Here is a 25,431-nt window from a genome sequence, read left to right as displayed (position 1 = left end):
GATGGGCCCATGCCGGAACTCCCCGAGGTCGAGGCACTCGTCCGGTACCTCGGCGAGCGCACCGCGGGCCGCACCGTGGCCGGGATCGAGGTGGGCAGCATCGCCGCGCTGAAGACGGTGGACCCGCCGGTGACGGCCCTCACCGGCGGAGCCGTCCAGGGCTGGGCCCGGCACGGCAAGTGGCTCGACATGGCGGCGTCCGGCGCCGTGCACCTCGTGTTCCACCTGTCGCGGGGAGGGTGGGTGCGCTGGTCGGACAAGCTGCCGGGCACGCCGGTCAGGCCGCGGCTCGGCGGTTCGGGCAAGGGCGCGGTCATCGCGCTGCGGGTCCGGTTCGACGACGGTTCCGGGTTCGACCTGACCGAGGCCGGGACCCGCAAGCGGCTCGCGGTCCACACGGTCCGGCGCCCGGACGACGTGGAGATGGTGGCCTCGCTCGGCGTCGACCCCCTGGACCCCGCGTTCACTCCCGAGGCGCTGGGACGGCTGCTGGCCTTGAGGAATCAGCAAGCCAAGGGCCTGTTGCGGGAGCAGTCGGTGATCGCGGGCATCGGGAACGCCTACTCGGACGAGATCCTGCACGCGGCGCGGTTCAGCCCGTTCAAGCTGACGCGGTCCTTCACCGCGGAGGAGACCGCCCGGCTGCACGCCGCGATCGGGCAGGTCCTCGCCGAGGCGATCCAGGCGGCGTCGGGCAAGCCGGCCAAGGAACTCAAGGACGCGAAGCGGGCGGGGATGCGCGTGCACGGACGCACGGGCGCGCCGTGTCCGGGCTGGGACGGGACGCCGTGCGGCGACACGGTGCACGAGGTGAGCTTCGCGGACCGCTCGCTCCAGTACTGCCCCACCTGCCAGACGAACGGCCAGATCCTGGCGGACAGGCGGATGTCCCGCCTCCTGAAGTAGTACCCCGCGTGGCGCGGCGCCGGTCGTCAGAACAGGACCGTGGCGAACGTCCCGACCTGTTCGAAGCCGACGCGGCGGTACGCCGCGATCGCCCGTTCGTTGTAGTTGTTCACGTACAGGGAGACGACCGGGGCGATGCTCTCGCGCACGACCTCCACGACGGCCGCCATCCCGGCCTCGGACCAGCCCCTCCCCCGGAAGAGAGGGTCCACCCAGACGCCCTGGATCTGGGCCACGGTTCCCGCGACGGCGCCGACCTCCGCCTTGAACGCGACGGTCTCGCGTCCGCGGGGAGTGGTCTCGGTGCGGATGAACGACCGGCCGTCCGCGATCAGGGATCGCACTCGCTGCACGTACGGGCCGCCCCCGCCGGCGACGGGCGAGTATCCCACCTCCTCGGTGAACATTCGCACGCACGCGGGCAGCACCATGTCGAGCTCGGCGAGGGTGGAGCGCCGCAACGCGGGGTCGGGTGCGATGTCGGACCGCCGCCTGATCGCCATCGACGGCTGGTCGACGCGGATCTCCCGCGGCGCGGGCCAGTAGCGCTCCAGGCCGTCCCAGAGCCCGAGCGCCGCCTCGCGTTCCCCGACGATCGAGCTGGACCGGCGGCCCTGCGCACGCGCCAGTGCGGCGAACGCCGTCGCCGCGGCGTCCTGCCGGTCCCCGGCGAGCGCCTCCGGCACGACGGGAACCAGGTTCGCCCCGGCCCAGCAGACGGCCTCCAGCGGGCCCGCGGCCGGGAACCCCCAGACCTGGCCGCCCGCGGCCGTGAACCCGGAGCGGGTGGCGATCTCCAGCCGCGATGCCGCGAGCACCGATGCCACCGGCTCGGTGTAGCAGACGGCGAGCGCCTCGGGCAGGTCGGGAGTGCCGAGCACGCGGGCCTCGGCCGGGGGGCCGGACGCAGGCGCACGCCGCACGCCACCGCGGGGGTGGAGCGGGGTGCGCGAGGCGGCCATGGCTCGTGGACCTACCCGACCGTCACCACGGGAGCGCCGGCCTGCGCGTCGTTCTCGGGGGCCGGCATGGTCTCGGCGATCCGCATCGCCTCGTCGATCAGGGTCTCCACGATCATCGACTCTGGCACGGTCTTGACGACTTCGCCCTTCACGAAGATCTGCCCCTTGCCGTTGCCGGAGGCCACGCCGAGGTCGGCCTCGCGGGCCTCGCCCGGTCCGTTCACGACGCAGCCCATGACGGCGACGCGGAGCGGGACCTCCATGCCCTCGAGGCCGGCGGTGACCTTCTCGGCGAGCGTGTAGACGTCGACCTGGGCGCGGCCGCAGGACGGGCAGGAGACGATCTCGAGCTTGCGGGGGCGCAGGTTGAGCGACTGGAGGATCTGGTTGCCGACCTTGACCTCCTCGACGGGCGGGGCCGACAGGGACACGCGGATGGTGTCGCCGATGCCCTGGCTGAGCAGCGCGCCGAACGCGGTGGCGGACTTGATGGTGCCCTGGAAGGCGGGGCCGGCCTCGGTGACGCCGAGGTGCAGGGGCCAGTCCCCGCGTTCGGAGAGCATCTCGTAGGCGCGCACCATGACGACGGGGTCGTTGTGCTTGACGGAGATCTTGAAGTCGTGGAAGTCGTGCTCCTCGAAGAGGCTCGCCTCCCAGACCGCGGATTCCACGAGGGCCTCGGCGGTGGGCTTGCCGTACTTCTCGAGGAGGCGCTTGTCGAGCGATCCGGCGTTGACGCCGATGCGGAGCGAGACGCCGGCGTCCTTCGCGGCGGCGGCGATCTCCTTGACCTGGTCGTCGAACTTGCGGATGTTGCCCGGGTTGACGCGGACGGCGGCGCAGCCGGCGTCGATCGCCGCATAGACGTACTTGGGCTGGAAGTGGATGTCGGCGATCACGGGGATCTGGGACTTCTTCGCGATGGCCGGCAGCGCGTCGGCGTCGTCGATCGTCGGGACGGCCACCCGCACGATGTCGCAGCCCGACGCCGTCAGCTCGGCGATCTGCTGCAGCGTGGCGTTGATGTCGGTGGTGGGAGTGGTCGTCATGGACTGGACGCTGACGGGCGCGTCGCCACCGACCTCGACCTTGCCGACCCGGATCTTGCGGGTCTTCCTGCGAGGGGCGAGGACGGGCGGCGGTGCTGCTGGCATGCCAAGACTGATCGCGGTCACGGTGTCCAGTATCCATGTTCCGGGCGGCCCACCCACAACGCGGTGGCGGGGATCACGTGATCCGCACGGGATCCACCAGGTCCGCGATGATCAGCATGCCGCCGAGTCCGAGCAGCACGAGGAAGACCACGTAGGTGACCGGGGTGAGGCGTGCGACGTCGGCCGGTCCGGGCCGGGGAAGGCCGCGCAGCTTGTGCAGTGCGCGCTTGACGCCCTCGTAGAGCGCGTTGACCACGTGACCGCCGTCCAGGGGGAGCAGCGGGATGAGGTTGAACACGAACAGCGCGATGTTCAGGCTGCCGAGGATCCCGATCGCCCAGGCGACGCGCTCGCTCGTCTCGTCGTAGAAGGCGAAGCCGTCGCCGAGCATGACCCCGACGCCCACGACGCTCTGGACCGAGTCGACGGACCGTTCCTCGTCCGTGAAGGCCTGGCGGGCGGTGTCGGCGATCCTGACAGGGAGGGTCGCGACCATCTTCATGGTCTCCCAGGTGCCCTCGCCGACCAGCGGCAGCACGTCGGACCACTCGCCGCGGACGCGGTCCTGCAGGGGGCTGAAGCCGATGAACCCGGACGCCTCCAGCACCGGCTCGCCCGCCTCGTCCTCGTCCACCTGCTTGTCGACGACGGTCGGCGTGACGGTCAGCTCGATCTCGGCGCCGTCGCGTTGCACGACGACGGGCACCGTGCGCGTCCCGGTCGCGGTGATGAGCCCCAACAGCTGCTCCCAGTCCGTCACCGTGGTGCCGTCGTACCGGGTGATGACGTCGCCCTGCTCGAGGCCGGCCTCCGCGGCCGGGACGGGGGTCTCAGTGCAGTCCGGGTCGTCGACGGTGGCCACGGTCACGGCGGCCGGGACGCACTCGGACACCTGGCCCACGGTGGTGGTGACCTGCATCTGCCCGAACCCGACGATCAGGATCCCGATCATCACCGTCGCGATCACCAGGTTCATCACCGGCCCGCCCAGCATCACGACGATCTTCTGCCATGCGGGCAGGTTGTAGAACGCGCGGTGCTCCTCGCCGCGCCGGACCTCCTCGTTCGACTGCTCCCGGGCCTCGGCGATGAGCCGGCTGAACGCGCCGCGCCCGGGCTCCTTCCCCTCGGGGGCGGGGGGCATCATGCCGACCAGGCGCACGTAGCCGCCCAGCGGGATCGCCTTGATGCCGTACTCGGTCTCCCCCTTCACCCGCGACCAGAGCGTGGGGCCGAAGCCCACCATGTACTGGCTGACGCGCACGCCGAACTTCTTGGCGGGCACCATGTGCCCGATCTCGTGCAGCGCGATCGACACCACGATTCCGACCAGCAGGACGAGAAAGCCGGCCACCCAGGGAAGAAGACTCACGCGGCGAGCCTACGACACCTGTCTGACAGCCCGGGAGGGCCCCGCGTCGGTAGTTTGCTTTTCGTTGACCAGAACATGAGGGCATGAATAGCCTGCGCTCATGGCTGAGCTGAACGACCTGGACGAGCACCGCGCGCACCTGCCCGCCGACCTCGACCAGATCGCCGAGGCGGTGTTCGACACAGAGGCTCGCGTGAGCGCCGACCACGCCTCGCCCCTGGCGAGCCGGCTGCGCGGCATGGGATTCGACATCCCGCGGATCTGGGCCGCGCCCCGGTGGAACATGGGCGCCACCCGGGCCTCCCGCCGCCGGCACACCGACCCCGACGACCCGCGCATCCAGCGGGCCGCCGAACTCCTCGAGCAGGTCGTCGAGACGCCGTGCGGCCCCGCCCTCCTCGGCCTGTACCTCTGGTCGATCGCCGAGGACGCCTCCCAGCAGTCGGCCCGGCACGGCCGGGTCGCGGCCGCACTCACCGGCCTCCGCCGGGCCTGGATCGCCGACCGTGACCGGGTGCCGTGCCGCCACTGCCGCAGCGAGGCCGACGCCGTCGTCGCGCTCGGTGACGCCTTCCGCGCCCGGCTCGACGTGGCCGCGGCACGCAACTCCGGCAACGTGGACCGGTTCGTGATCATGCTGGACCGCGCCGTCCAGGCGTCCGCCCGGCTGGAGGAGACGGCCCGGCGGATCACCGACGAGACCTCGTGCCTGCGCGGCCACCTGGTGCACCAGGCCCAGATCCGCTTCCGCTACTTCACGGCGGTCGGCGAGGCCGCCATCGCGACCAGGGCGACGCTCGGCGGTGACCCCTCCGGCCTCGCCGACGCGATCGAGCAGCTGCGGGAACTCGAGCAGGCACCCGGCCTCAACTACATCCTCGCCAGCGAACTGCGCGCCCACCGGGCGCACCTCGAGGCGCTCGCCGCCGGGGTGGGCGCCGACTGGCTCACCGTCGACCGCTGCCGCACCGTCTACGTCTTCCCGTTCGGCCTGCCGCAGGTCGACGGCGCCGAGGCCACCGAGCGGGTCCGCGGACTGGTCGGCAACACGCTCCCCGAGCTGCTCGGTACCCGCGCCGTCTCCGTCCGCACCGCCCTCAAGCTCGACGACGTGTGGGACACCGAGGACCCGTTCGGCGCCTTCGACGGCGCGACCCTGAACCTGCCGGACGTCAGCGTCACCCAGCCCGACGGGACTCCCGTGGCCCACCTGTCGTGCGAGGTCCGGTTCGGCGACCTGGGGAACCACTACGTCCGGTTCCGGCAGACCGGCAAGCTCCTCGGGCCCCAGGAGGTCCGGGACGCCCGCTACCTGATCTCCAGCCTGCACGACGACCTGCGGATGCACTGGGACATCCCCCAGCCGGACGGCTCGGCCGCCAGTGCGTCGATCGTCGACTCCTCCGGCTACCACCCGGTGCACCTCTTCCACCTCGCCTACCGCCTCCAGGAGGCGATCGCCGCGTACTTCGCCGGCCGCCCCGAGGGCTGGCGCACCCCGGAGAGGCCCGACAACCCCGGCCCGGCCCTCAGCGCGAACCTCGCTCGCGGCCGCTCCCACGTCCTGACCTTCGTCGTCGAGGCGAGCGCCGGACGCGGCCCCGCCTGCCCGCCGCAGGACCGGCGCCCGATCACGAGCGCCGACGAGCTGCTCGCCACGTACGGCCACCAGCCGCTGCTCCAGCCCGTGCCCTACAACACGACGTCGCTCGTCGACTGGACGCTCCCGCAGCGCCAGCCGATCCTCCTGGAGGGGGTGCGCAACTCCGGCGACCTCGTGGCCGTCACGCCCAACGCCACGACCATCGCCATGTTCGACACGGCGCACTTCAAGATGGTGCAGTACGGCTCGCTGGTGGAGTTCGTGGCCAGCATCGGCGGCATGCTCGCGGCCTGGAACACCCGTCTGGCGCAGTACTTCGACGAGGTGGAGGACATGCTCGGCCGCTCCGAGACCGAGGAGACGGACCTCGCCGCCCGCACCGCGTACCTCAGCCAGCAGCAGCTCCGGCTGCACCGTTTCGCGGGCCGTGCCCGGCGCGCGATGTCCGTCGTGAGCTCGCCGACGCTGCTGGCCTCGGCCACCGAGTACCAGCAGATGGCCGAGCTGCTGCGGGCGTTCGACCTCACCCGCCAGTCGCGCGAGTTCGACCGCCGGCTCCGCGAGCTGCTCGCCGAGCCCATCGCCGCACGCCTGGCGACCGTCCGCCGGCAGCACGAGGAGCGCGAGGCACTGGAGCAGCGCCGCACCCTGGAGGGCCTCACGGTCGCCGTGTCGACGTTCGCCGTGCTCACCGTGTTCCACACCCTGCTCACCATCGCCCTCGACGCCGGCGTGTGGGAGGGCTGGCTCCCCGTGACGCTGGCGATCGCGTCGAGCATCGTCGGGCTGGTCGTGGCGGTGGTGGTGTTCCAGCTGTGGGTCGGCCGCCTGCGGCGCCGGCCCGTCGGCGCCGTGGACCGGGCGCTGCGCCTCTACGTCGCGGCGGGGGGCTCTACCTCGCGCCGGTGACGTGTCCGACGACGGAGCGGGCGCGCTCGCGGGCCCAGGCGTCCGCCGCCAGCACGCCCGCGACCGACGACGCGTCGCCGGGCTCGCTCGCGTGCGCATCGACGACGGCGGCCACGGTGTCCACGATGTCGGTGAACCCGATCGCGCCGTCGTGGAACGCGTCCACGCACACCTCGTTCGCCGCGTTGTAGACGGCGGGGAACGTGCCCGCGGCCTCGCCCACCTGGCGGGCGAGCCGCACCGCGGGGAACGCGTCGTCGTCCAGCGGCTCGAACTCCCAGCTCGCGGCCCTGGTCCAGTCGATCGGCACGTCGACGCCGTCCAGCCGCTCCGGCCACGACAGACCGAGTGCGATCGGCACGAGCATCCGCGGCGGCCCCGCCTGCGCGATGGTGGACCCGTCGACGAACTCGACCATCGAGTGGATCATCTGCTGCGGGTGCACGACGACGTCCACGCGCGAGAACGGGACGTCGAACAGCAGGTGCGCCTCGATGACCTCCAGCCCCTTGTTGACCAGGGTGGCGGAGTTGGTCGTGATGACCCGCCCCATCGAGAAGTTGGGATGCCGGAGCGCCTGGGCCGGTGTCACGTCCCGCAGCTCGGCGCGCGACCTCCCGCGGAACGGGCCGCCCGACGCCGTCACGACGAGGCGCCGCACCTCCGCCGCGCTCCCGGAGCGCAGCGACTGCGCGATCGCGGAGTGCTCGGAGTCCACCGGGACGATCTGGCCCGGGCGCCGTACGGCGGCCCGCACCAGCGGGCCGCCGACCACGAGCGACTCCTTGTTGGCGAGCGCCAGCGCGGATCCGGCCTCCAGCGCCGCCAGCGTGGGCCGCAGGCCCACGGATCCCGTGATGCCGTTGAGCACGACATCGCTCCCCCGTCCCGCGAGCTCCGTCGCGGCGTCCGGCCCGGCCAGGGCCTCGACACCGGCGGCCCAGGCCGCGGCGAGCGCCTCGTCGACGTCGCCCGCGCGGCCGGCGTCGGCCACGGCGACGGCCCGCACGCCGAGCTCGGCGGCCTGCTTCGCGAGGGCGGCGACGTCGCCGCCGGCGCTCAGCGCGTCGACGCGGAAGCGATCGGGATGCCGGAGGACGACGTCGATCGCCTGCGTGCCGATGGAACCCGTGGAACCGAGGATGGTGACGCTGCGCACGGGCCCATCCTCCCAGACCGCGGGTCGCGTCCGGGTCCCTGTCGCCCCTACCGGGGCCTGGCCGTCGGGGACGTCACGCTCCGCGGGTCGCACGCCTCGGACAGGATCGCCAGGGAGAGGTCGAGGTCCTCGCGGTAGCGGGTGCCGTGCAGCGCGACCAGGTCGTGCCGGATCGCCACGGCCTCGGTGGCGTGCTCCATGGCCTCGTCGCCCAGGCCGAGCGTCACCAGGAGTGACGCGCACGCCGAGCAGGCGCGGGCGAGCTCCGGGCGGTAGCGCGCCGGGTACCGGGCCGCTGGGCCGCGCAGCAGGCCGACGGACTCGCGCAGGAGCTCCGCGGCCTCGGCGACGCGGCCGAGGTCCGCGTAGGTCGCCCCCAGGTTCATGCACGCCGACGCGAGGTCGGGCCGGTGGCGGTCGGGCTCGTCGGCCGAGAGGCGGCGGAGGATCTCGACGGCCTCCCTCGTCGGTTCCACGGCCTGCTCGGGCTTCCCGAGGTCGGAGTACCGTACGCCGAGGTTCGACAGCGAGCGGGCCAGGTACTGGTCGTACCGCTCGGGCGCCTCGGCCGCCAGGTCGCGGCGGATCGCGACGGCCTCCTGCTCCAGCGGGAGGGCCTCGGCGAACCTGCCCAGCCGCGAGCAGGTCACGCCGAGGTTGGAGAGGGAGGACGCGAGCATGTAGGTGTACGCGCGGGGATTCTGGCGGGCGAGCCGGCGCCGGGTGGCGAGGGCCTCGGTCTCGAGGGCGTAGGCGTGCTGGGTGCGGCCCATGCCCGACAGGTGCGCGCCGAGCTGGGCGAGCGAGAGCGCGAGTTCCCAGTCGTACCGCTCGGGTTCGGCCGCGGCGAGGTGCCGGCGCATCTCCAGCGCCTCGGTCTCGGCCACGACGGCCTCATCGAGGCGGCCCAGCTCGGCGAGCGCGTAGCTGCGGAGCGACAGCGCGTACGCCAGCTGCGGCTCGAAGTCGACCGCGTACCGGCGCGCGAGCCGGCGCCACAGGTCGAGCCCCTCGGTCAGAGCCTCCAGCGCCTCCGTCGGCCGGCCGAGGTCGGCGGCCGGGCCGCTGCCGATCAGCGCCCACGCGAGCTGTGCCTCGTACTGGACCGGGTCGCGCTTCACGAGCCGGCGGAGTACCGCCACCTCCTCCAGTCCGGCTTCGTCGGACTCCGCGTACCGGCCGAGGGCCGTGTACGTCGACGAGATGGCCCGGAGCACGAGCGCGAGCCCGGGCTCGTCCCACTCGGCCTCGCGCGGCGGGGACGTGCGCAGGATGCCGAGCGCCTCGGTCAGCACGGCGAGCGCGTCCGAGTGCCGGCCCAGGCTGGTGCGGACGGTGCCGAGTCCGCACAGTGATCGTGCGAGGCACCGGCCGTAGCGTTCCGGGTCCTCGGCGGCCACCACGCGCCACGCGGCCACCGCCTCGGAGGCAGGCTGGAGCGCTTCCTGGTGCCGTCCGAGTGCCCAGAGCGCGCGTGTGCGGTGGGTGAGGGCGTCGGCCCAGGACGCGGGCGTGCCGTCCAGGTCCAGGATCCGTGCGGTGAGCGCCTCCATCAGGCCCCCGGGCGGCGCCGGATGCTGCGGGAGCAGGCACAGCAGCCCGCCGAGCGCGGCCGGATCGGGCGGCAGCTCGTCGACGACGCGGCGCAGCACGGCCTCGACCGGTGCCCGCCCGGACCCGGGCGGCGGGTCGATCTGCGCGCAGCAGAGGGTCACGGCCACCCGGTGGGCCACGGCGGCGGGCAGCCCGCGGGTCCAGCCGTCCGCGAGCCATGGCGTGGCCGCGAGGCGCTTCGCCACGTGCTGCTCGACCATCCGGTGCGGCACCGCGGAGCCCAGGTCGCCCGCCGGGCCGGCCAGTCCGCGCAGCCAGGACACGCCGGCGTCGGTCGCCAGGACGGGCGCGGTCCGGCGCAGGGCCTCCCGTGCGGCGTCGTCCGAACCGGTGCCGAGCAGCATTCCGGCCGCGACGGCGTCCTCGACGTCGTCCGTGGGCAGGCCGGCGCGGGCGGCCTCGGCGGCCCACCGGTCCCGCTCCCGGTCCAGCAGCACGCCGAGCGCCCGTGCGGGGTCCACCAGGACCGGCGGTTCCCCGGGCGACGGTACGGCGGGCCCGCCGTCGGCGACGGCGACGAGCGCGGCGGCGTGCAGGTCGAGCGGGCACGCGCGGTCAGCGGACCGCCGCACGGCCAGCGCCGGGGCGGAGGTGCCCAGGCGGCGTGCGAACGCCCGGGCCGCGGCGGTGACGACGGCCTGCTCGTCCTGGTCGTGCGGCGGGGCGAGGTGGGTGGAGGAGGCGCGTACGTCGTCGGCCCACAGGTCGCAGGCCCAGCGCAGCCGGTGCCACCACTCCCGGCCGGTCCGGGCGAGCAGCAGCACGCGCAGCTTGCCGCCCGCCGTCGGGCGCAGCCCGGCGAGGAGGGCCGCGAGGTCGGTGCGCGAGGCGGCGTCGTCGACGATCACGAGCGTCCTGCGGGCCGCCGGAGCGCCGGACGACAGGACGGCGCGCACGGCGGTGTCGTCGTCGGCCGGCCGGATCCACGCGCAGCGCCACCCGGACCGGGAGAGACGCCGTGCCGCCTCGACGGCGAGGCGCGTCTTGCCGACCCCGCCGAGCCCGGTGGTCAGCCGGACCTGGACGGAGTGCGGCTCGCGGCACCAGGCCAGCAGCTCGGCCAGGTCGGCGTCGCGGCCGGAGTAGGGGACGACGCGCCGCTCCGGGTCGAGGAGGCAGGCCGGGCCGGAGGACGAACGGCCCCGGAAGGGTCCGGCGTTCGCGATGCGCCGCCACGCCGTGCGCGTACGTTCCAGCACCTGGGGGCCTGTCCGGCCGTCGATGTCCACGCTCATGGTGCCCCAGTGAACTCCCGGCGTGGGCACGACTCCAGTCTTGCGCGTGATGCGCTCCGGGCCGCGCCCGCCCGGCCGAGCATGCCCAGGATTCCCTTCTTGCACGCTATATGGCTGTTCAACCGACAAAGCCACTCAAAGGATGCCGTCAGTTGCCAACTCTCACGTTGCGGTTGAACTTGAGGTCACTTAGCGTCGCGGCATGAGCGTTCACACGGACCAGAAACCGAGCAGGTCGGCGTTCTCGGTGATGAGCAGCGCGCTCATCACGGCGACCGCCGTCACCGTCGCCACGACCGTCGCCGTCGCCACCGTCGCAGCACCGGCGGCCGCCGCCCCGGCGGACGCCGGCCACGCGGCCACCGCACGGACCGACACCGCCACCGACGATTCCGGCGCCCCGATCTACCGCGTCTACGCCACCCGCGAGGGCCTCGTCGGTCACACCACCGCGAACGGCCACCGGATCCGGGAGGACGACCACTTCGTCGCGCTGCCGTCGCGGCACGCCCTCTCCGAGAAAGGGCAGGGAGCCCATTCGGTGCGCGTCTGCGCACCGGCGACGGCGCGCTGCGAGTACGCACCCGTATGGGACGTGGGCCCGTGGAACATCGACGACAACTACTGGAACTCCGCGCGCCACCGCGAACGCTTCGCCGACCTGCCGCGCGGCGTCCCCCAGGCACAGGCCGCTTACCACGACGACCACAACGGCGGCAAGGACGGCTTCGGGCGGGTGGTCCGCAACCCCGCGGGGATCGACCTCGCGGACGGCATGTTCTACGACGGACTCGGCCTGACGGACAACGCGTGGGTCGACGTCACGTTCCTCTGGCTCGGGGACGGCCCCACCGGCACCATCCGCACGGGGACGAGATGGCCGCTCAACGTCCGCTCCGGGCCCGGCACCAGCTACGCGAGGTCGGGCCTGGCCGCGGCCGGGACCCGGGTGACCATCCAGTGCACCGTCTGGGGCGAGTGGGTCGACGGCCACCTGGGCAGCACTCCCCTGTGGAACAAGATCGGCCCGGGGCACTTCGTCTCGGACGCCTACACCCGCACCGGCACGGGTCGGCCCGTCGCACCTGCGTGCTGACGCCTGCGGCGCCTTCGACAGCATGCGCGAGCCGGACCATACGTACCACAACGGGACCATAGAGGCAGCGAGCGACCCCATGGGCGATCACAGTCAGGGTCTCGAAGCGGTAACGAAATGATTCCGCCGCCGGGCCGCCGGGCGGCACCGCCGGGCGTGCTGCCGCTGCGCACGTCGATGCAGGTCAGAGGCCATTTTTGGGACACGCTGGGTGACGCGTGCCCGGGTGCACGAGAGCACCGACACTCTGTTCCCACTGTCGTTGAGAACCTAGACGGCATCGGCATAGGGTCAAACCAAATCCAGGCAAACCCGAACGGCGCGCCAGGGCGGCGCGCCGCGAAACCGAAAGGTCGTGGCCATATGGCCCTCCGACGCAAGAAGACCCTGGTCGCGCTGACTGCGGTCGGCGCCCTGACCCTCGCCGGCTGCGGGGGCGGCGACGATCCCGGCGGTGAGGGCGGTGACGGCGAGGTCCTCACCATCGGCATCGCCAACGAACAGCCGTACGGCTTCATGGACGCGGACGGCAACGCGACCGGGTTCGCGCCCGACGTCGCCCGTGAGGTCCTCTCCAACCTCGGTTACGGCGAGCCCGAGTTCGAGGTCGTCGAGTTCGGCAACCTGATCGGCGGCCTGCAGGCCCAGCAGTTCGACATGATCGCGGCCGGCATGTACATCAACGAGGAGCGCCTCGCGCAGATCCAGTTCTCCGACCCGGACTACTGCACCAGCGAGTCCCTCGCCGTGCCGGAAGGCAACCCGGAAGGGGTCGTCGACTACAGCTCCTTCGCCGACAACTCCGACCTCACGATCGCCGTGGCCAGCGGCACCGTCGAGGTCGGTTACGCGGAGGAGGCCGGCATCGGGGAGGACCAGATCAAGTCGTTCCCGGGCATCGACCAGATGTACCAGGCGCTGGAGGCCGGGGAGGTCGATGCCGTCACCGGTACCGCGGCCACGGTCAACGGCCAGATCGCCGGACGCGAGGGACTCGAGTCCGTCGAGCCGTTCTTCCCGAAGGACGCCGAGGGCAACGAGACCCTCCCCTGCGGCGGCTACGGCTTCCGCCTCGACGACACCGAATTCCGCGACGAGTTCAACGCCGAGCTGAACACGCTGCGCGAGGACGGCACCACGATGGAGATCATCACCAGCTACGAGGGCTTCGACGACTCCGACGTGGAGCTGGCGAACGACCTCACGGTGGCCGACTTCGAGGAGTGACCACCCAGGACCCGCGGGCTCCGGGGCCGGATAACGGCCCCGGAGCCCGCGCCTTGACCGCCGGAAAGAGTTGATCTACGTGGAAGCATGGCTCCTGACGGGTAGCCAGTACACGCTCCTGCTCCGAGGAGCACTCGTCACCCTCCAGATCCTGGGCCTCGCCTTCGTGGTCGGGATCGTCCTCTCGCTCGTCGCGGGCGTCGCCCGGCTCTCGGACCGTGCCTGGGTGCGCGGCATCGCCCTGGGCTTCGTCGAGTTCGCGCGCGGCATCTCCTCGATCATCCTGCTGTTCATCGTCGCGATCGCGATCCCGATCCTGCTCGGGGTGCCGCAGGAGAACCTGATCCTGCTCGCGACGTTCGCGCTCGGCATCAACATGGGCGGGTACGGCGCCGAGATCATCCGCGGCGCGATCCAGTCGGTGCCGAAGGGACAGACCGAGGCGTCGATCTCGCTGAACCTCACGCCGATGCAGCGGCTGCAGCACGTCATCCTGCCGCAGGCGATGACGGTCATCCTGCCGCCCCTGGGCAACCTCACCATCGAGATCCTCAAGGGAACCGCACTGGTCAGCCTCATCGGCCTCACCGACATCATGCAGATGGCACGGAACGTCCGGCAGCAGCAGCTCGCCGACGTCGTCGGGGACCTTCCCATGCTCTACCTGAACGTCCTCATCCTCTACTTCATCCTGGCACAGGTGATCAACCTGCTCTTCCGGCTCGCCGAACGGCTGATGAACAAGCGCTACGAGGGCGGTCCCGCCCTCACGACCGAAGAGCTGGAACGACTCCGGCCCACGTCGGCCTCGGGGACGGTGAGCTGAGATGACGCAGACGACATCTCCCGTCGGCCCCGTCGTCGAGGAGTTCCGGCCGCACCGCCGGTGGTTCCAGCGCCCCGCCGTCCTCGTTCCCCTGATCCTGAACGCGGTGGGCTTCGCCCTGCTCATCGGCGTGGTGACCGTGCCGGCGAACTACCGGACGCAGATGCCCGCCCCGCCCGGCGACGTGTCGTTCGACTGGATGTTCTTCTTCCACATGGTCCCGCTCATGGTGCAGGGCGTGCTCGTGATCGCGAAGGCCACCGTGCTGGGCTTCATCGTGGCGATCGTGCTGGGCTTCTTCATGGCGCTCGGCCGGCGCGCACGTCAACGCTGGGTGAGCTGGCCGACGGCGTTCGTGATCGAGTTCATCCGCTCCACCCCCCTGCTGGTGCAGCTGTTCTTCTGGCAGGCGCTGGTCCGCTCCATCGACGGCGTCTCCCTCACGCCGCTCGAGATCCTGACGCTCGGTCTCGGTATCCACTACGCGACCTATTGCTCGGAGGCCTACCGGGCCGGGATCAACAGCGTGGCCAAGGGGCAGTGGGAGGCCGCCACGGCGCTCAACCTCGGGCCCACGACCACGTGGACACGGGTGATCATCCCGCAGGCCGTGCCGAACGTGCTTCCCGCGCTGGGCAACTACCTGGTGGCCGCCTTCAAGGACGCCCCGCTGGGCGTTGTCGTCAACGTCCACGGCCTGCTGTTCTTCGCGGACCAGGTGCGCGCCGAGACCTTCCGGGCCACCGAGCCGTACCTGCTGGCCGGCGTCGGCTTCCTGCTCGTGAGCCTCCCCGCCGCCTGGGCCGTCCGCCAACTCGAGAAGAGGATTTCCTATGAGCGTGTCTGAGACCGCGAGCCAGATCTCGGAAAAGGGAGCCGCGGGCGTCCGGATGCGTGGCGTGACCAAGGCTTTCGGCAGCAACGTGGTGCTGCGCGACCTCGACCTGGATGTCGGCCCGGGCGAGCGCGTGGTCATCATCGGCCCGTCCGGTTCGGGCAAGACGACGATCCTGCGCGCCACCATGACGCTCGAGCGCATCGACTCGGGCACCATCGAGGTCGGCGGCCGGCACCTGTACCACGAGCTGCACGGCAACAAGCTGCGCCCGGCGCGGGAGTCCCACATCCGCGACGTGCGCTCGGACATCGGCATGGTGTTCCAGCACTTCAACCTGTTCCCGCACATGACGGCGCTCGAGAACATCATGCTGGCGCCCATGAAGGTGCACGGAAAGTCTCGCGAGCGGGCGCGTGACGCGGGCATGGAACTGCTGGAGAAGGTCGGGCTGGCCCACGCGGCGAACCAGACGCCGGGACAGCTCTCCGGCGGTCAGAAGCAGCGCGTCGCCATCGCGCGGTCCCTCGCGTGCGAGCCGAAGGTGATGCTCTTCGACGAGGTCACCTCGGCCCTCGACCCGGAACTCGTCGGGGAGGTCCTCAACGTGCTGCGCGACATCGCCGAGGAGGGCCGCACGACGATGATGCTGGTGACCCACGAGATGGGCTTCGCCCGTGAGATGGCCGACCGCGTCCTGATGTTCGACGGCGGCCAGGTCATCGAGTCCGGCGCCCCGGCGGACGTCCTGGGTGCCCCGCAGCACGAACGCACGAAGGCCTTCCTGGGCGCCGTCAAGGCCCACTGACCAGGGGACCCTCCCCGCATCCCGTCGGGGCAGTACGTCGCGTGACCGGCGTACTGCCCCGACGTTCTCGCCGGCCGCGCCGCGCCGGCTCCCGCGCGACCTCCTACTTGGGCTGCATGCGGATCGCGCCGTCCAGGCGGATGACCTCGCCGTTGATCAGGGGGTTGGCCACGATCTGGCCGACCAGGGACGCGTACTCGGCCGGGGAACCCATGCGCGAGGGGTGCGGGATCTGCGCCGCCAGGCTCGCCTGCACGTCCTCCGGCATCCCGTCCATCATCGGGGTCCGCATGATGCCGGGCGCCACGGTCACCACCCGCACCAGGAGCTTCGACAGGTCGCGCGCGATCGGCAGCGTCATCGACGCCACACCGCCCTTGGACGCCGCGTAGGCCGCCTGACCGATCTGCCCGTCGTACGCGGCGACCGACGCGGTGCACACGATCACGCCTCGCTCCGGCGTCTCCGGGCCGCCCGGAACCTGTCCCACGCCCGGCTCGTTCGCTGCCATCTCCGCCGCCGCCAGCCGCGTCACGTTGAACGTCCCGACGAGGTTCACGCGCACCGTGCGCTCGAACACGTCGAGCGGCGCCGGGCCCTCGCGGCCGACCGTCCGGCCCGCGGTCGCGATCCCGGCGCAGTTCACCACCACCCGCAGCGCACCGGCTTCGCGCGCTGCGTCGACCGCGGCCCGCACCTGGTCCTCGCTGGTGACGTCCGCCGCGACGAACCGGGCGCCGTGCCCGATCTGCCGCGCGGCCTCCTCGCCACGCGACGACGGCAGGTCCACCAGGATCACCGATGCCCCGTCGTCGGCCAGCGTCCGCGCCGTCGCGAACCCGAGGCCCGACGCCCCTCCCGTGACGATCGCCGATGCTCCGTCCAGCTCCATGTATGCCTCCTCGATGAGGTACTGCCGCGCGGGGTCTCCGCGCCCGACGAGGACAGCCTAGGAGGTCACTCGACGCCGAGCAGGACCTCGACCGCGCGGGAGAAGAACGCGTCCACGGACGCCTCCTCGTAGGCCTCCGGCCCCCGGGCACGGCCGAAGGTCGCGGAGCGTACCTCCGCGGCCGACAGCGGCTCCTGCCGGTCGAAGTAGCCGACGAGCCGATCGCACATGTCGTCGACGTCGTCCATGTTGTAACCCTGCTGGCCGCGCTCGGCGGGTGCGAACTTCTCGCCGTCGGACCGGCCCAGGCGGCCGTACAGCGTCCTGGCCCGCTCGGCGAGCGCGTTCATCCATGCCTGCTGGCCGTTCGCGGACACGTACTCGGCGCGCTGCCGCGCGATGAACGCCGCCTCGAGCCGGTCCAGCGCCGCGTCGACCTCGTGCGTGTTGTACCCGCCGCGCACCAGGTCGAACGTCGACGCCTGGATGTCGGCACTGGTCACACGCTCAGCGGTGCGACCCTCGTACGCCTGGCGGGCGTGCTCGAAGAACTCGTCCACCTCATCCCTGGCGTAGCCGGTGCGGTACGGGGGAACGTTGTTGAACATGCCACCACTCACTCGTCGTCCTCCTCAGCGGCCAGCTGTCCGCAGGCGCCGTCGATATCGCTGCCGCGTGTGTCCCGGATCGTCGTGGGAATCCCGTGACCGCGCAATCGTGCCACAAACTCGTCCTCGACCTCTCGGTCACTGGCGGTCCAGATCGAGCCGGGCGTCGGGTTCAACGGGATCGGGTTGACGTGCACCCAGCCCTTGCCCCGGGCGTTGAGCTTCTTCCCGAGCAGGTCGGCACGCCAGCCGTGGTCGTTCATATCCTTGATGAGAGCGTACTCGATCGACACGCGACGGCCCGTGACCTCGTAGTAGTGCCGGGCGGCGTCGATCGCCTCGTCCACGTTCCAGCGTGTGTTGACGGGGACGAGCTCACTGCGCAGGTCGTCGTCGGGCGCGTGCAGGCTCAGCGCCAGCGTGACGGGGATGCCCTCGTCGGCCAGCTTGCGCATGGCGGGCACCAGCCCCACCGTGGAGACCGTGATGTTGCGCGCGCTCATGCCGAGGCCGTCCGGCTGCGGGGCCACGAGCGTGCGGACGGTCTCCATGATCGCCTTGTAGTTCGCCAGGGGCTCGCCCATGCCCATGAAGACCAGGTTGTTCAGCCTTGCGGGACCCCCGGGGATCTCTCCCCGGTCCAGCGCGCGGAACGCGGCGCGCACCTGCTCCAGGATCTCCGCCGTGGACAGGTTCCGTGTCAGGCCGAGCTGGCCGGTCGCGCAGAACGGGCACGCCATCCCGCAGCCCGCCTGGCTCGACACGCACAGCGTGGTGCGGTGCGTGTATCGCATCAGCACCGACTCGACCTTGGCGTCGTCGAACAGGTGCCAGAGCGTCTTGACCGTCGTCCCGCCGTCGGCCTCCATGACCCTGGTGGGACGGATCAGCTGGGGGAACATCGCCTCGGCAAGCGCGGCGCGACTCGCGGCCGGCAGGTCGGTCATCTCGTCCGGGTCGGACGTGAAGTGCGTGAAGTAGTGCGTGGCCAGCTGCTTGGCCCGGAAGGGCTTCTCCCCCGCCTCGACCACGGACGCCACGCGCTCGGCCGCACTCAGGTCCGCGAAGTGGCGCGGTGGCTTGCCTCGCCGGCGCGGGGCCATCTGAAGCGGGATGGGCAGGGTCTCGTCACCAGGACGGACTTGGGAGGCAGGGGAAGGAACAGGCATCAGGCGACCACCGAGAGGACGAGATAGACGAAGGGCGCGGTCAGCAGGAGCGAATCCAGCCGGTCGAGCACACCCCCGTGCCCCGGGAGCAGCGAGCCCATGTCCTTCAATTCTAGGTCGCGTTTGAGAAGTGACTCGGCCAGGTCCCCGATCGTCGCCGTGACGGCGGTCAGCACACCCAGGACGACACCCACCAGAGGGTCCACGCCGAGCCCGTAGACCGCGCCCAGCACGCCCACGCCCGAGGCCAGCACGAGGGAGCCCATGAGGCCCTCCCACGACTTCTTCGGGCTGACGGTCGGGGCGAGCGGGTGGCGCCCCAGCAGCACCCCGGCGATGTAGCCGCCCGTGTCGTTCGCGACCGCCAGCAGCACGAAGAGGGCCACGCGGATCTCGCCGTCGGGCTGCGCGAGCATCAGCGCGACGAATCCGCCGAGGAACGGCACGTAGGCCGCGCCGAAGGTCGCCGCGGCGGCGTCGCGGACCGCCGTCGTCCCTGAACCGTCGAGCGCCCGCCACACCACGCACGCGCCCACCGTGAGGACGAAGGCGACCAGCAGCGCCTCCGGGCCGCCGTAGTAGGCCGAGACGATCATCCCGACCGTGCCGGCGAAGAGCGGCGTCATCGGCAGCCGCAGCTGACGGCGGGCGAACGCCTGCCGCAGCTCCCACAACCCCGCCCACATGAGCAGGACCTCGAACCCGAGGAACGGCTCCGGGCGCCAGTACAGGGACGCGGCGACGGCCGCGAGAAGGAGGAGGCCGACGGTGATCGCGGCCGGCAGGTTGCGGCCGGCACGCGACGTCCGGTCTGCGGCCGGCTCCGGCGACCGTGGCATCGGGACCTCGCTCGGAAAAGGTACTGGCTGGGCGGTAGTGGGCTGTGCTGGGCGGGGCATCAGACCTCGAGCAGCTCGCTCTCCTTGCCCGCGAGCAGCGCGTCCACGGCCTCGACGTGGCGCTTGGTCAGGGCCTCGAGGTCCTTCTCCGCGCGGGCCACCTCGTCCTCGCCCGCCTCGCCGTCCTTGACGATCCGGTCAAGCGTGTCCTTGGCCTTGCGGCGCACGTTGCGCACGACGACGCGCGCCTCCTCCGCCTTCTGCTTGGCGAGCTTCACGTAGTCGCGGCGGCGCTCCTCGGTGAGGGTGGGCATGATCACGCGGATCGCGTTGCCGTCGTTCGACGGGTTGACGCCGAGGTCGGAATCGCGCAGGGCCTTCTCGATGGTGGTCATCGAGCTCTTGTCGAACGGGGAGATCAGCACCGTGCGCGCGTCCGGGATGTTGAACGACGCCAGCTGCTGCAGCGGCGTCGGAGCCCCGTAGTACTCGACGGTGATCTTGTTGAACATCCCGGCGTTCGCGCGCCCGGTACGGATACCCGCGAAGTCCTCCTTGGCGATCTCGATCGCCTTCTCCATCTTCTCCTCGGCTTCGAGGAGTGTCTCGTCGATCACCGCTACTCCTGTCTCTTGCTGCTGGTCCGTTGGGGCACTGCTAGGTCACTCTAGTCCGAGGAGGCGACGCGAGCGGGCAGTCCTATCGCGCGGTGACGAGCGTGCCGAGCGGCTCCCCCTGGAGGACACGCGTCACGTTACCGTCCCCCTCCATGCCGAAGACCCGCATCTGCACGTCGTTGTCGCGGCACATGCTCAGTGCGGTGGCATCCATGACCGCGAGCCCCTTGACGAGAGCCTCGGTGTAGGTGACGTGGTCGAGCCGCCGGGCGTCCGGCACCTTGCGGGGGTCCGCGTCGTACACGCCGTCGACCCCGTTCTTGCCCATGAGCACCTGCTCGCAGTGCGTCTCCAGCGCGCGCTGCACGGAGACCGTGTCCGTGGAGAAGTACGGCAGGCCCGCGCCGGCGCCGAAGATGACCACACGCCCCTTCTCCAGGTGCCGGATCGCACGCAGCGGGATGTACGGCTCGGCCACCTGCCCCATCGCGATCGCCGTCTGGACCCGGGTGGTGACCCCGGCCTGCTCGAGGAAATCCTGCAGCGCGAGGCAGTTCATCACCGTGCCGAGCATGCCCATGTAGTCGGCCCGCGCCCGGTCCATGCCCGCCTGGCTCAGCTCGGCACCGCGGAAGAAGTTCCCGCCACCGACGACGATCGCCACCTGGATCCCGCTGCGCACCGCGTCGCCGACCTCGGCGGCGATCCGGCGCACGACCCCGGCATCCAGCCCGACACTGCCACCACCGAAGGCCTCGCCCGAGAGCTTCAGGAGCACACGGCGCGCGGGATTGCCCTCGGAGTCGACGGCCTTGCCCGTCGCCGCGTGCGGTGTCATCGCGGCCGCCGTGGGCAGCAGCCGCTTCTCCTTGCCGCTCCGGTCGTCCTGATCGCTCACGTGCCTCGCCCTTCGTTCGTGGTGCTCTCCTGAGAAATCGTGCCGCACGGGCCGCCCCGTCGCGCCCCGTCGTCGATATGCAGGTGGCCCGGCCCGCGTGTGCGCGGGCCGGGCCACCTGTGGTGCGTCAGGAACCGACGCGGAAGCGAACGAACGCCTGGAGCGAGCCGTTCACGCCGGCGACGTACTTGCCGACCGTCGTCTTCTGGTCCTTGGCCAGCGGCTGGTCCAGCAGCACGACCTCCTTGAAGAAGCCGTTCAGGCGGCCCTCGACGATCTTCGGGAGCGCCGCCTCCGGCTTGCCCTCGGCGATCGAGCGCTCGCGAGCGATCTCGCGCTCCTTGTCGACGACGTCCGCCGGGATCTCCTCGCGGGTCAGGTACTTCGGCGCCAGGGCGGCCACGTGCTGGGCCACGTCCTTGGCGACGGCAGCACCCGCTTCGTCGGTCACCACGACGACGCCCACGCTCGGCGGCAGGTCCTTCGCCGTCCGGTGCAGGTAGGTCGTGATGCTCGGGCCCTCGACGCGTGCGACGCGGCGCAGCACGACCTTCTCGCCGAGGGTCGCGCCCTCGGTCGCGATCAGGTCGGCGACCGTGCCGTCACCGGCGGGCGCGGCCGCGGCAGCGACCTCGTCCGTGGCGCCCGCGGCGGCCGCGGCCTCGAGAACCGTGTCGGCCAGGGCGATGAACTTCTCGTTCTTCACGACGAAGTCGGTCTCGGCGTTCAGCTCGATCATCGTGGCGACCTGGCCGTCGGCGGCGTCGGTGACCTTGACCACGACGAGCCCCTCGGACGTGGCGTTGCCCTCACGCTTGGCGGCGCGGGCGAGACCCTTCTTGCGGATGATCTCGACGGCCTTCTCGGCGTTGCCGTCGGCCTCGTCGAGAGCCTTCTTGACGTCGAGCATGCCCGCGCCGGTCTTCTCGCGCAGAGCCTTGATGTCAGCGGCGGTGTAGTTCGCCATTGTCGTTCGTCCTCCGTGCAGGTAGGTCGGCTGTCACTTCTCGGTGGGCTCGGCGGCGGGCGCCTCGGCCTCTGCGGGCGCCTCGGCCTCGGGGGCCGGGGTCTCGGCGGGCACCTCGGTCTCCGCGACCGGGGTCTCGGCCGGCGTCTCGGCTGCCGGGGTCTCCTCCGCGGACGGGGCGGCCTCCGCGGCCGTCTCGCCCTCGGCGGGCGCCTCGGCCTCGCCCGACAGGAGCTCGCGCTCCCACTCGGCCAGCGGCTCGGCGACGGCGGAGGGCTCCTCCTCGGCACCGGTCTTGCCGGAGTGGCGCTTCATGAGGCCCTCGGCGGCGGCGTCGGCGATCACGCGCGTCAGCAGGCTGACGGACCGGATGGCGTCGTCGTTGCCCGGGATCGCGTAGTCGACCATGTCAGGGTCGCAGTTGGTGTCGAGGATCGCCACGATCGGGATGCCCAGCTTGCGGGCCTCGTCCACCGCGAGGTGCTCCTTGTTCGTGTCGACGATCCACACGGCCGAGGGAACCTTGGCCATGTCGCGGATACCGCCGAGCGTGCGCGCGAGCTTGTCCTTCTCGCGGCGCAGGACGAGGAGCTCCTTCTTGGTGAGGCCGGAGCCGGCCACGTCGTCGAAGTCGATCTCCTCGAGCTCCTTGAGACGCTGGAGGCGCTTGTGCACGGTGGAGAAGTTGGTGAGCATGCCGCCCAGCCAGCGGTGGTTCACGTACGGCATGCCGACGCGTGCGGCCTGCTCGGCGACCGCCTCCTGCGCCTGCTTCTTGGTGCCGACGAACAGGATGGTGCCGCCGTGGGCGACCGTCTCCTTGACGAACTCGTAGGCACCGTCGATGTACGACAGCGACTGCTGGAGGTCGACGATGTAGATGCCGTTGCGCTCCGTGAAGATGAACCGCTTCATCTTCGGGTTCCAACGGCGGGTCTGGTGTCCGAAGTGGACACCGCTCTCGAGGAGCTGACGCATGGACACGACGGCCATGACACGTCCTTCCGGTGCACCGCAGGGCTCCGCCCATGCCGGTGCACACGATCTGGCGGCGGTCGCTCTCGCTCCCGCCGCGGTTTCCGGTTCCGTGGCGGCCGTCGGCTGACGGCCGTCCCTGGCGCCACCCCGCCCGGCGCCGCCGTCGGCCGGAAGCCGGGGGCGGACCGCTGCCGTGACGGGAACACGTGACGCGCGATGTCGACCGATGGCTCGCTCAGCACACCGATCGCGGCTCGCAGTCTACCGGACGACGACGGTGCCGGGCGTGGTCCCGCGTGTGATCCTCGCGGTCACACCCCGGTCAGCCGTGCCGCATGTGGCCGACGACGGTCACGGCGAGGCTCCCGAGACCCGCGACCAGCATCCCCAGGCCCACTCCGGCGCCACCCGCGAGCTCCAGCAGTACGGCACCGACCGCCGCCCCGGCGAGGATGAGCAGGACCGCGAGCAGGCGGCGCGCCCAGTTCTCACCGCTGCCCTGCGCGAGGCGCGAGTCCGCCGCCAGCCCGGTGAGCGTCGAGGTGACCACGACGGTGGTGACGTCCTTGACCGCGATCCGCCGGGCCGCGGCCGCCTGCAGGCCCATGGCGACGGCGAGCACGCCGGTCACGGTGAAGCCCCAGGGCGTCCCCTCGACCGGCGGTTCGATCATGGCCACCACGCCGAGCACGGTAGCGACCGTCCCGGTGACCGCGAAGGCGATGGTCGAGGCCCGGGCCCAGTCCCGCGGGGCGGCGTTCGTCAGGCGCCCGCCGAGCAGCGCACCGGCGAAGAACGCGCCGAGCGCGAGCAAGGGCCCCGCGACCGGCAGGTCGTCGCCGCCCGCGAGCGCCATGCCGAGGATGACGACGTTGCCCGTCATGTTCGCGATGAAGACGCGGTCGAGGCCGAGGTAGCCGACGGCGTCGATGATGCCGGTGGTGAAGGTCAGCACAAGCATCAGCACGAGCTGGGACGGGATCCGTGGGCCGGCGGCGGGAGTGGTGCTCACGGCGTCATGGTGCCATGGGCAACCAGTTCGGAGGTGCCGGGGTACGTGTCGCGGACGGCACGGCTCGGGGGCATGGCGCCGTCGGACGCCGACGCGAGGCTGTGGATCATCGGGATTGTGCACACGACGGCTCGGTGCCTCCCGCGCAGTGGCGGCCCGCGCGTCAGGCTCGTGTCATGAACTCTGTCGCCGCGATGCTCCTCACCCTCGCGCTGGTCGTCCTGCCGGCGAAGCCCGCCTACGGAGTCGTCGAAGCGCCGGACGACCGTCCGGGGGCCGGATCCGTGATGCGGATCGACGACCGGGCGCCGTGGGTGTACGTGCCGCCCGTGGGCCGTGCGCGTGCGCCGGCCGGGGTCGCGCGCGGGTTCGACGCGCCGGACAGCGCGTGGGGCGCGGGGCATCGCGGCGTGGATCTGGCCGCGGCCGCCGGTGCGGAGATCCGCTCGCCGGGCCCGGGGACGGTGACGTTCGCGGGCACGATCGCGGGCCGTGGTGTGCTCGTCGTGACGCATCCGGACGGGCTGCGCTCGAGCCTCGAGCCGGTGACCGCGGCCGTCCCGGTCGGCACCGCGGTGGCCGCCGGCGAGCCGGTCGGCACGGCCGGACCGCCGTCGGCCGGACACTGCGCCCCGGAGTCCTGCGTCCACTGGGGAGTCCGGCGCGGCGAACGCTACGTGGACCCGCTCTCGCTGCTGCGACCGGAGCGCCCCGCGATCGTGCTGCTCCCGGACGGGTGAGCCGTCCCGGCGGCCTCAGGCCCGCGGGAACGCCTGCGCGTAGACCGCGCGGAGCCGGTCGGCGTCCACGTGGGTGTAGCGCTGCGTGGTCGCCAGGCTGGCGTGCCCGAGGACCTCCTGGACGGACCGGAGGTCCGACCCGCCCTGCAGGAGGTGGGTCGCGGCCGAGTGGCGCAGCGCGTGAGGCGCGACGTCCTGGACGCCCGCGAGTGCCGCGAGCCGGTGGACCGACTCGCGCACCTGCCGTTGGCCCCATCGCCCGCCGCGCTCCCCCACGAGGAAGGCGTCGCCGGTGGTGACGGACACGAACTCGGGCCGGCCTTCGGAGAGCCAGTCCCGTACGGCGCGGGCGGCCGGGACGCCGAAAGGGACGACGCGCTCCTTGCCGCCCTTGCCCAGCACCCGGACGAGGCGTTCGCTCTGGTCCACCTGGCCGACGTCCACCGAGACGAGTTCCCCCACCCGGATCCCGGCACCGTAGAGCAGCTCGGCGGCGACCCAGGCCCGCAGCGCCGCGGGCCTGCCGGGGCCGTCGGTGCCGTGGGCGTACTCCCTCGCGGCGTCGAGCAGCCGGGCCGCGTCGTCGACGTCGAGCACGGTCGGCAGCGTCCGCGGCACCTTCGGGCTCGCGAGCCGCGCCGAGACGTCCTCGTCGACGAGGCCGCTGCTCGCGGCCCAGCGCAGGAAGGCACGGGCGGACGCGCCCCGGCGGGCGAGCGTGGACCGGGCGAGACCCCGGTCGGACTGGGCGGCGAGCCAGCCGCGCAGGGTCGCGAGGTCGAGCGCGCCGAGAGACCCGCGCCCGTGCCGTGTGGCGTACCGCAGCAAGTCCGTCACGTCGGCCAGGTAGGCGCGCCGGGTGTGCGCGGAGTGGCCGCGCTGGGTGTCGAGATGCGTGGCGAACCGGCTCACCGCCTGGTCGAGATCGTCGGGGAGCCGCGGCAAGCCGGACAGGTCCGTAAGGTCCACGTATTCCAGTTTGCTACCACGCCCGCGTTTCCGCGC

23 protein-coding genes are annotated in these 25,431 nt (G+C 72.0%); 8 read left to right on the top strand and 15 right to left on the bottom strand.

Going from position 1 to position 25,431, the window contains the following annotated elements:
* Positions 1-9: 9 nt before the first annotated feature.
* On the top strand, positions 10-906 hold the full coding sequence (locus ACYVK5_RS00350; RefSeq protein WP_460701295.1) for an Fpg/Nei family DNA glycosylase: 897 nt from the start codon (positions 10-12) through the stop codon (positions 904-906).
* A 26-nt stretch (positions 907-932) separates the two neighbouring features.
* Here ACYVK5_RS00350 and ACYVK5_RS00345 read toward each other — a convergent pair whose 3' ends face one another.
* From ACYVK5_RS00345 to ACYVK5_RS00335, 3 genes are all read right to left on the bottom strand, one after another.
* On the bottom strand, positions 933-1,868 hold the full coding sequence (locus ACYVK5_RS00345; RefSeq protein WP_460701294.1) for a GNAT family N-acetyltransferase: 936 nt from the start codon (positions 1,866-1,868) through the stop codon (positions 933-935).
* Between the two features lie 11 nt (positions 1,869-1,879).
* On the bottom strand, positions 1,880-3,022 hold the full coding sequence (gene ispG, locus ACYVK5_RS00340) for a flavodoxin-dependent (E)-4-hydroxy-3-methylbut-2-enyl-diphosphate synthase (RefSeq protein ID WP_460701293.1): 1,143 nt from the start codon (positions 3,020-3,022) through the stop codon (positions 1,880-1,882).
* Between the two features lie 73 nt (positions 3,023-3,095).
* A complete protein-coding gene (locus ACYVK5_RS00335) occupies positions 3,096-4,394 on the bottom strand; it encodes a M50 family metallopeptidase (protein WP_460701292.1) in 1,299 nt (432 codons plus the stop codon).
* A 100-nt stretch (positions 4,395-4,494) separates the two neighbouring features.
* On the opposite strand from ACYVK5_RS00335, the gene ACYVK5_RS00330 reads away from it, so the two are divergent.
* Positions 4,495-6,906 carry a hypothetical protein gene (locus ACYVK5_RS00330; protein WP_460701291.1) on the top strand — a complete coding sequence of 804 codons (2,412 nt, stop codon included), beginning with the start codon at positions 4,495-4,497 and terminating at the stop codon, positions 6,904-6,906.
* On the opposite strand, the gene dxr is transcribed toward ACYVK5_RS00330, so the two are convergent.
* Together dxr and ACYVK5_RS00320 are read right to left on the bottom strand one after the other, a co-directional pair.
* Positions 6,890-8,065 carry a 1-deoxy-D-xylulose-5-phosphate reductoisomerase gene (gene dxr / locus ACYVK5_RS00325; protein WP_460701290.1) on the bottom strand — a complete coding sequence of 392 codons (1,176 nt, stop codon included), beginning with the start codon at positions 8,063-8,065 and terminating at the stop codon, positions 6,890-6,892. The genes ACYVK5_RS00330 and dxr overlap by 17 nt on opposite strands.
* 47 nt (positions 8,066-8,112) lie before the next feature.
* Positions 8,113-10,914 (bottom strand): tetratricopeptide repeat protein, encoded by a 2,802-nt coding sequence (locus ACYVK5_RS00320; protein ID WP_460701289.1) that lies wholly within the window; start codon positions 10,912-10,914, stop codon positions 8,113-8,115.
* A 202-nt stretch (positions 10,915-11,116) separates the two neighbouring features.
* Here ACYVK5_RS00320 and ACYVK5_RS00315 point away from each other — a divergent pair, with 202 nt between their 5' ends.
* From ACYVK5_RS00315 to ehuA, 5 genes are all read left to right on the top strand, one after another.
* A complete protein-coding gene (locus ACYVK5_RS00315) occupies positions 11,117-12,010 on the top strand; it encodes a hypothetical protein (RefSeq protein ID WP_460701288.1) in 894 nt (297 codons plus the stop codon).
* Positions 12,011-12,373: 363 nt separating this feature from the next.
* Positions 12,374-13,237, top strand: coding sequence for an ectoine/hydroxyectoine ABC transporter substrate-binding protein EhuB (gene ehuB / locus ACYVK5_RS00310; RefSeq protein WP_460701287.1), 864 nt, complete (start codon positions 12,374-12,376; stop codon positions 13,235-13,237).
* Positions 13,238-13,316: 79 nt separating this feature from the next.
* Positions 13,317-14,063, top strand: coding sequence for an amino acid ABC transporter permease (locus ACYVK5_RS00305; protein WP_460701286.1), 747 nt, complete (start codon positions 13,317-13,319; stop codon positions 14,061-14,063).
* Position 14,064: 1 nt separating this feature from the next.
* A complete protein-coding gene (ehuD, locus tag ACYVK5_RS00300) occupies positions 14,065-14,910 on the top strand; it encodes an ectoine/hydroxyectoine ABC transporter permease subunit EhuD (protein ID WP_460701285.1) in 846 nt (281 codons plus the stop codon).
* Positions 14,897-15,706 carry an ectoine/hydroxyectoine ABC transporter ATP-binding protein EhuA gene (gene ehuA, locus ACYVK5_RS00295; protein ID WP_460701284.1) on the top strand — a complete coding sequence of 270 codons (810 nt, stop codon included), beginning with the start codon at positions 14,897-14,899 and terminating at the stop codon, positions 15,704-15,706. Before ehuD ends, ehuA begins: the two co-directional genes overlap by 14 nt.
* Before the next feature lie 103 nt (positions 15,707-15,809).
* Here the strand turns inward: ehuA and ACYVK5_RS00290 are convergent, their stop codons facing one another.
* The 9 genes from ACYVK5_RS00290 to ACYVK5_RS00250 all read right to left on the bottom strand — a co-directional run bounded on the left by ACYVK5_RS00290 (position 15,810) and on the right by ACYVK5_RS00250 (position 23,686).
* Positions 15,810-16,598 carry an SDR family NAD(P)-dependent oxidoreductase gene (locus ACYVK5_RS00290; protein WP_460701283.1) on the bottom strand — a complete coding sequence of 263 codons (789 nt, stop codon included), beginning with the start codon at positions 16,596-16,598 and terminating at the stop codon, positions 15,810-15,812.
* Between the two features lie 65 nt (positions 16,599-16,663).
* The gene (locus ACYVK5_RS00285) at positions 16,664-17,206 is read right to left on the bottom strand and encodes a DivIVA domain-containing protein (RefSeq protein ID WP_460701377.1); all 543 of its coding nucleotides are present in this window, start codon (positions 17,204-17,206) and stop codon (positions 16,664-16,666) included.
* Between the two features lie 8 nt (positions 17,207-17,214).
* Complete coding sequence (gene rlmN, locus ACYVK5_RS00280; protein WP_460701282.1) at positions 17,215-18,309, bottom strand: dual-specificity RNA methyltransferase RlmN; 1,095 nt, start codon at positions 18,307-18,309, stop codon at positions 17,215-17,217.
* A gap of 65 nt (positions 18,310-18,374) precedes the next feature.
* Positions 18,375-19,214, bottom strand: a complete 840-nt coding sequence (locus ACYVK5_RS00275; protein ID WP_460701281.1) for a phosphatidate cytidylyltransferase — start codon at positions 19,212-19,214, stop codon at positions 18,375-18,377.
* Positions 19,215-19,273: 59 nt separating this feature from the next.
* Positions 19,274-19,831, bottom strand: coding sequence for a ribosome recycling factor (gene frr / locus ACYVK5_RS00270; protein WP_460701280.1), 558 nt, complete (start codon positions 19,829-19,831; stop codon positions 19,274-19,276).
* Positions 19,832-19,913: 82 nt separating this feature from the next.
* Positions 19,914-20,669, bottom strand: coding sequence for a UMP kinase (gene pyrH, locus ACYVK5_RS00265; protein WP_460701376.1), 756 nt, complete (start codon positions 20,667-20,669; stop codon positions 19,914-19,916).
* A 187-nt stretch (positions 20,670-20,856) separates the two neighbouring features.
* Positions 20,857-21,696, bottom strand: a complete 840-nt coding sequence (tsf, locus tag ACYVK5_RS00260) for a translation elongation factor Ts (RefSeq protein ID WP_460701279.1) — start codon at positions 21,694-21,696, stop codon at positions 20,857-20,859.
* Positions 21,697-21,729: 33 nt separating this feature from the next.
* Entirely contained in the window at positions 21,730-22,689 is a 960-nt protein-coding gene (gene rpsB / locus ACYVK5_RS00255) for a 30S ribosomal protein S2 (protein ID WP_460701278.1), read from the bottom strand.
* Positions 22,690-22,996: 307 nt separating this feature from the next.
* Entirely contained in the window at positions 22,997-23,686 is a 690-nt protein-coding gene (locus tag ACYVK5_RS00250; protein WP_460701277.1) for a YoaK family protein, read from the bottom strand.
* A gap of 176 nt (positions 23,687-23,862) precedes the next feature.
* Between ACYVK5_RS00250 and ACYVK5_RS00245 the strand changes: the two genes are divergently transcribed.
* Entirely contained in the window at positions 23,863-24,426 is a 564-nt protein-coding gene (locus ACYVK5_RS00245) for a murein hydrolase activator EnvC family protein (RefSeq protein ID WP_460701276.1), read from the top strand.
* 15 nt (positions 24,427-24,441) lie between these two features.
* Here ACYVK5_RS00245 and ACYVK5_RS00240 read toward each other — a convergent pair whose 3' ends face one another.
* The gene (locus tag ACYVK5_RS00240) at positions 24,442-25,395 is read right to left on the bottom strand and encodes a tyrosine recombinase XerC (protein WP_460701275.1); all 954 of its coding nucleotides are present in this window, start codon (positions 25,393-25,395) and stop codon (positions 24,442-24,444) included.
* Between the last annotated feature and the right edge of the window lie 36 nt (positions 25,396-25,431).

It is taken from the genome of Myceligenerans halotolerans (genome assembly GCF_054782975.1).
Note: the sequence above shows the minus strand (reverse complement) of the source record. Positions and strands in the feature narration are given on the sequence as shown.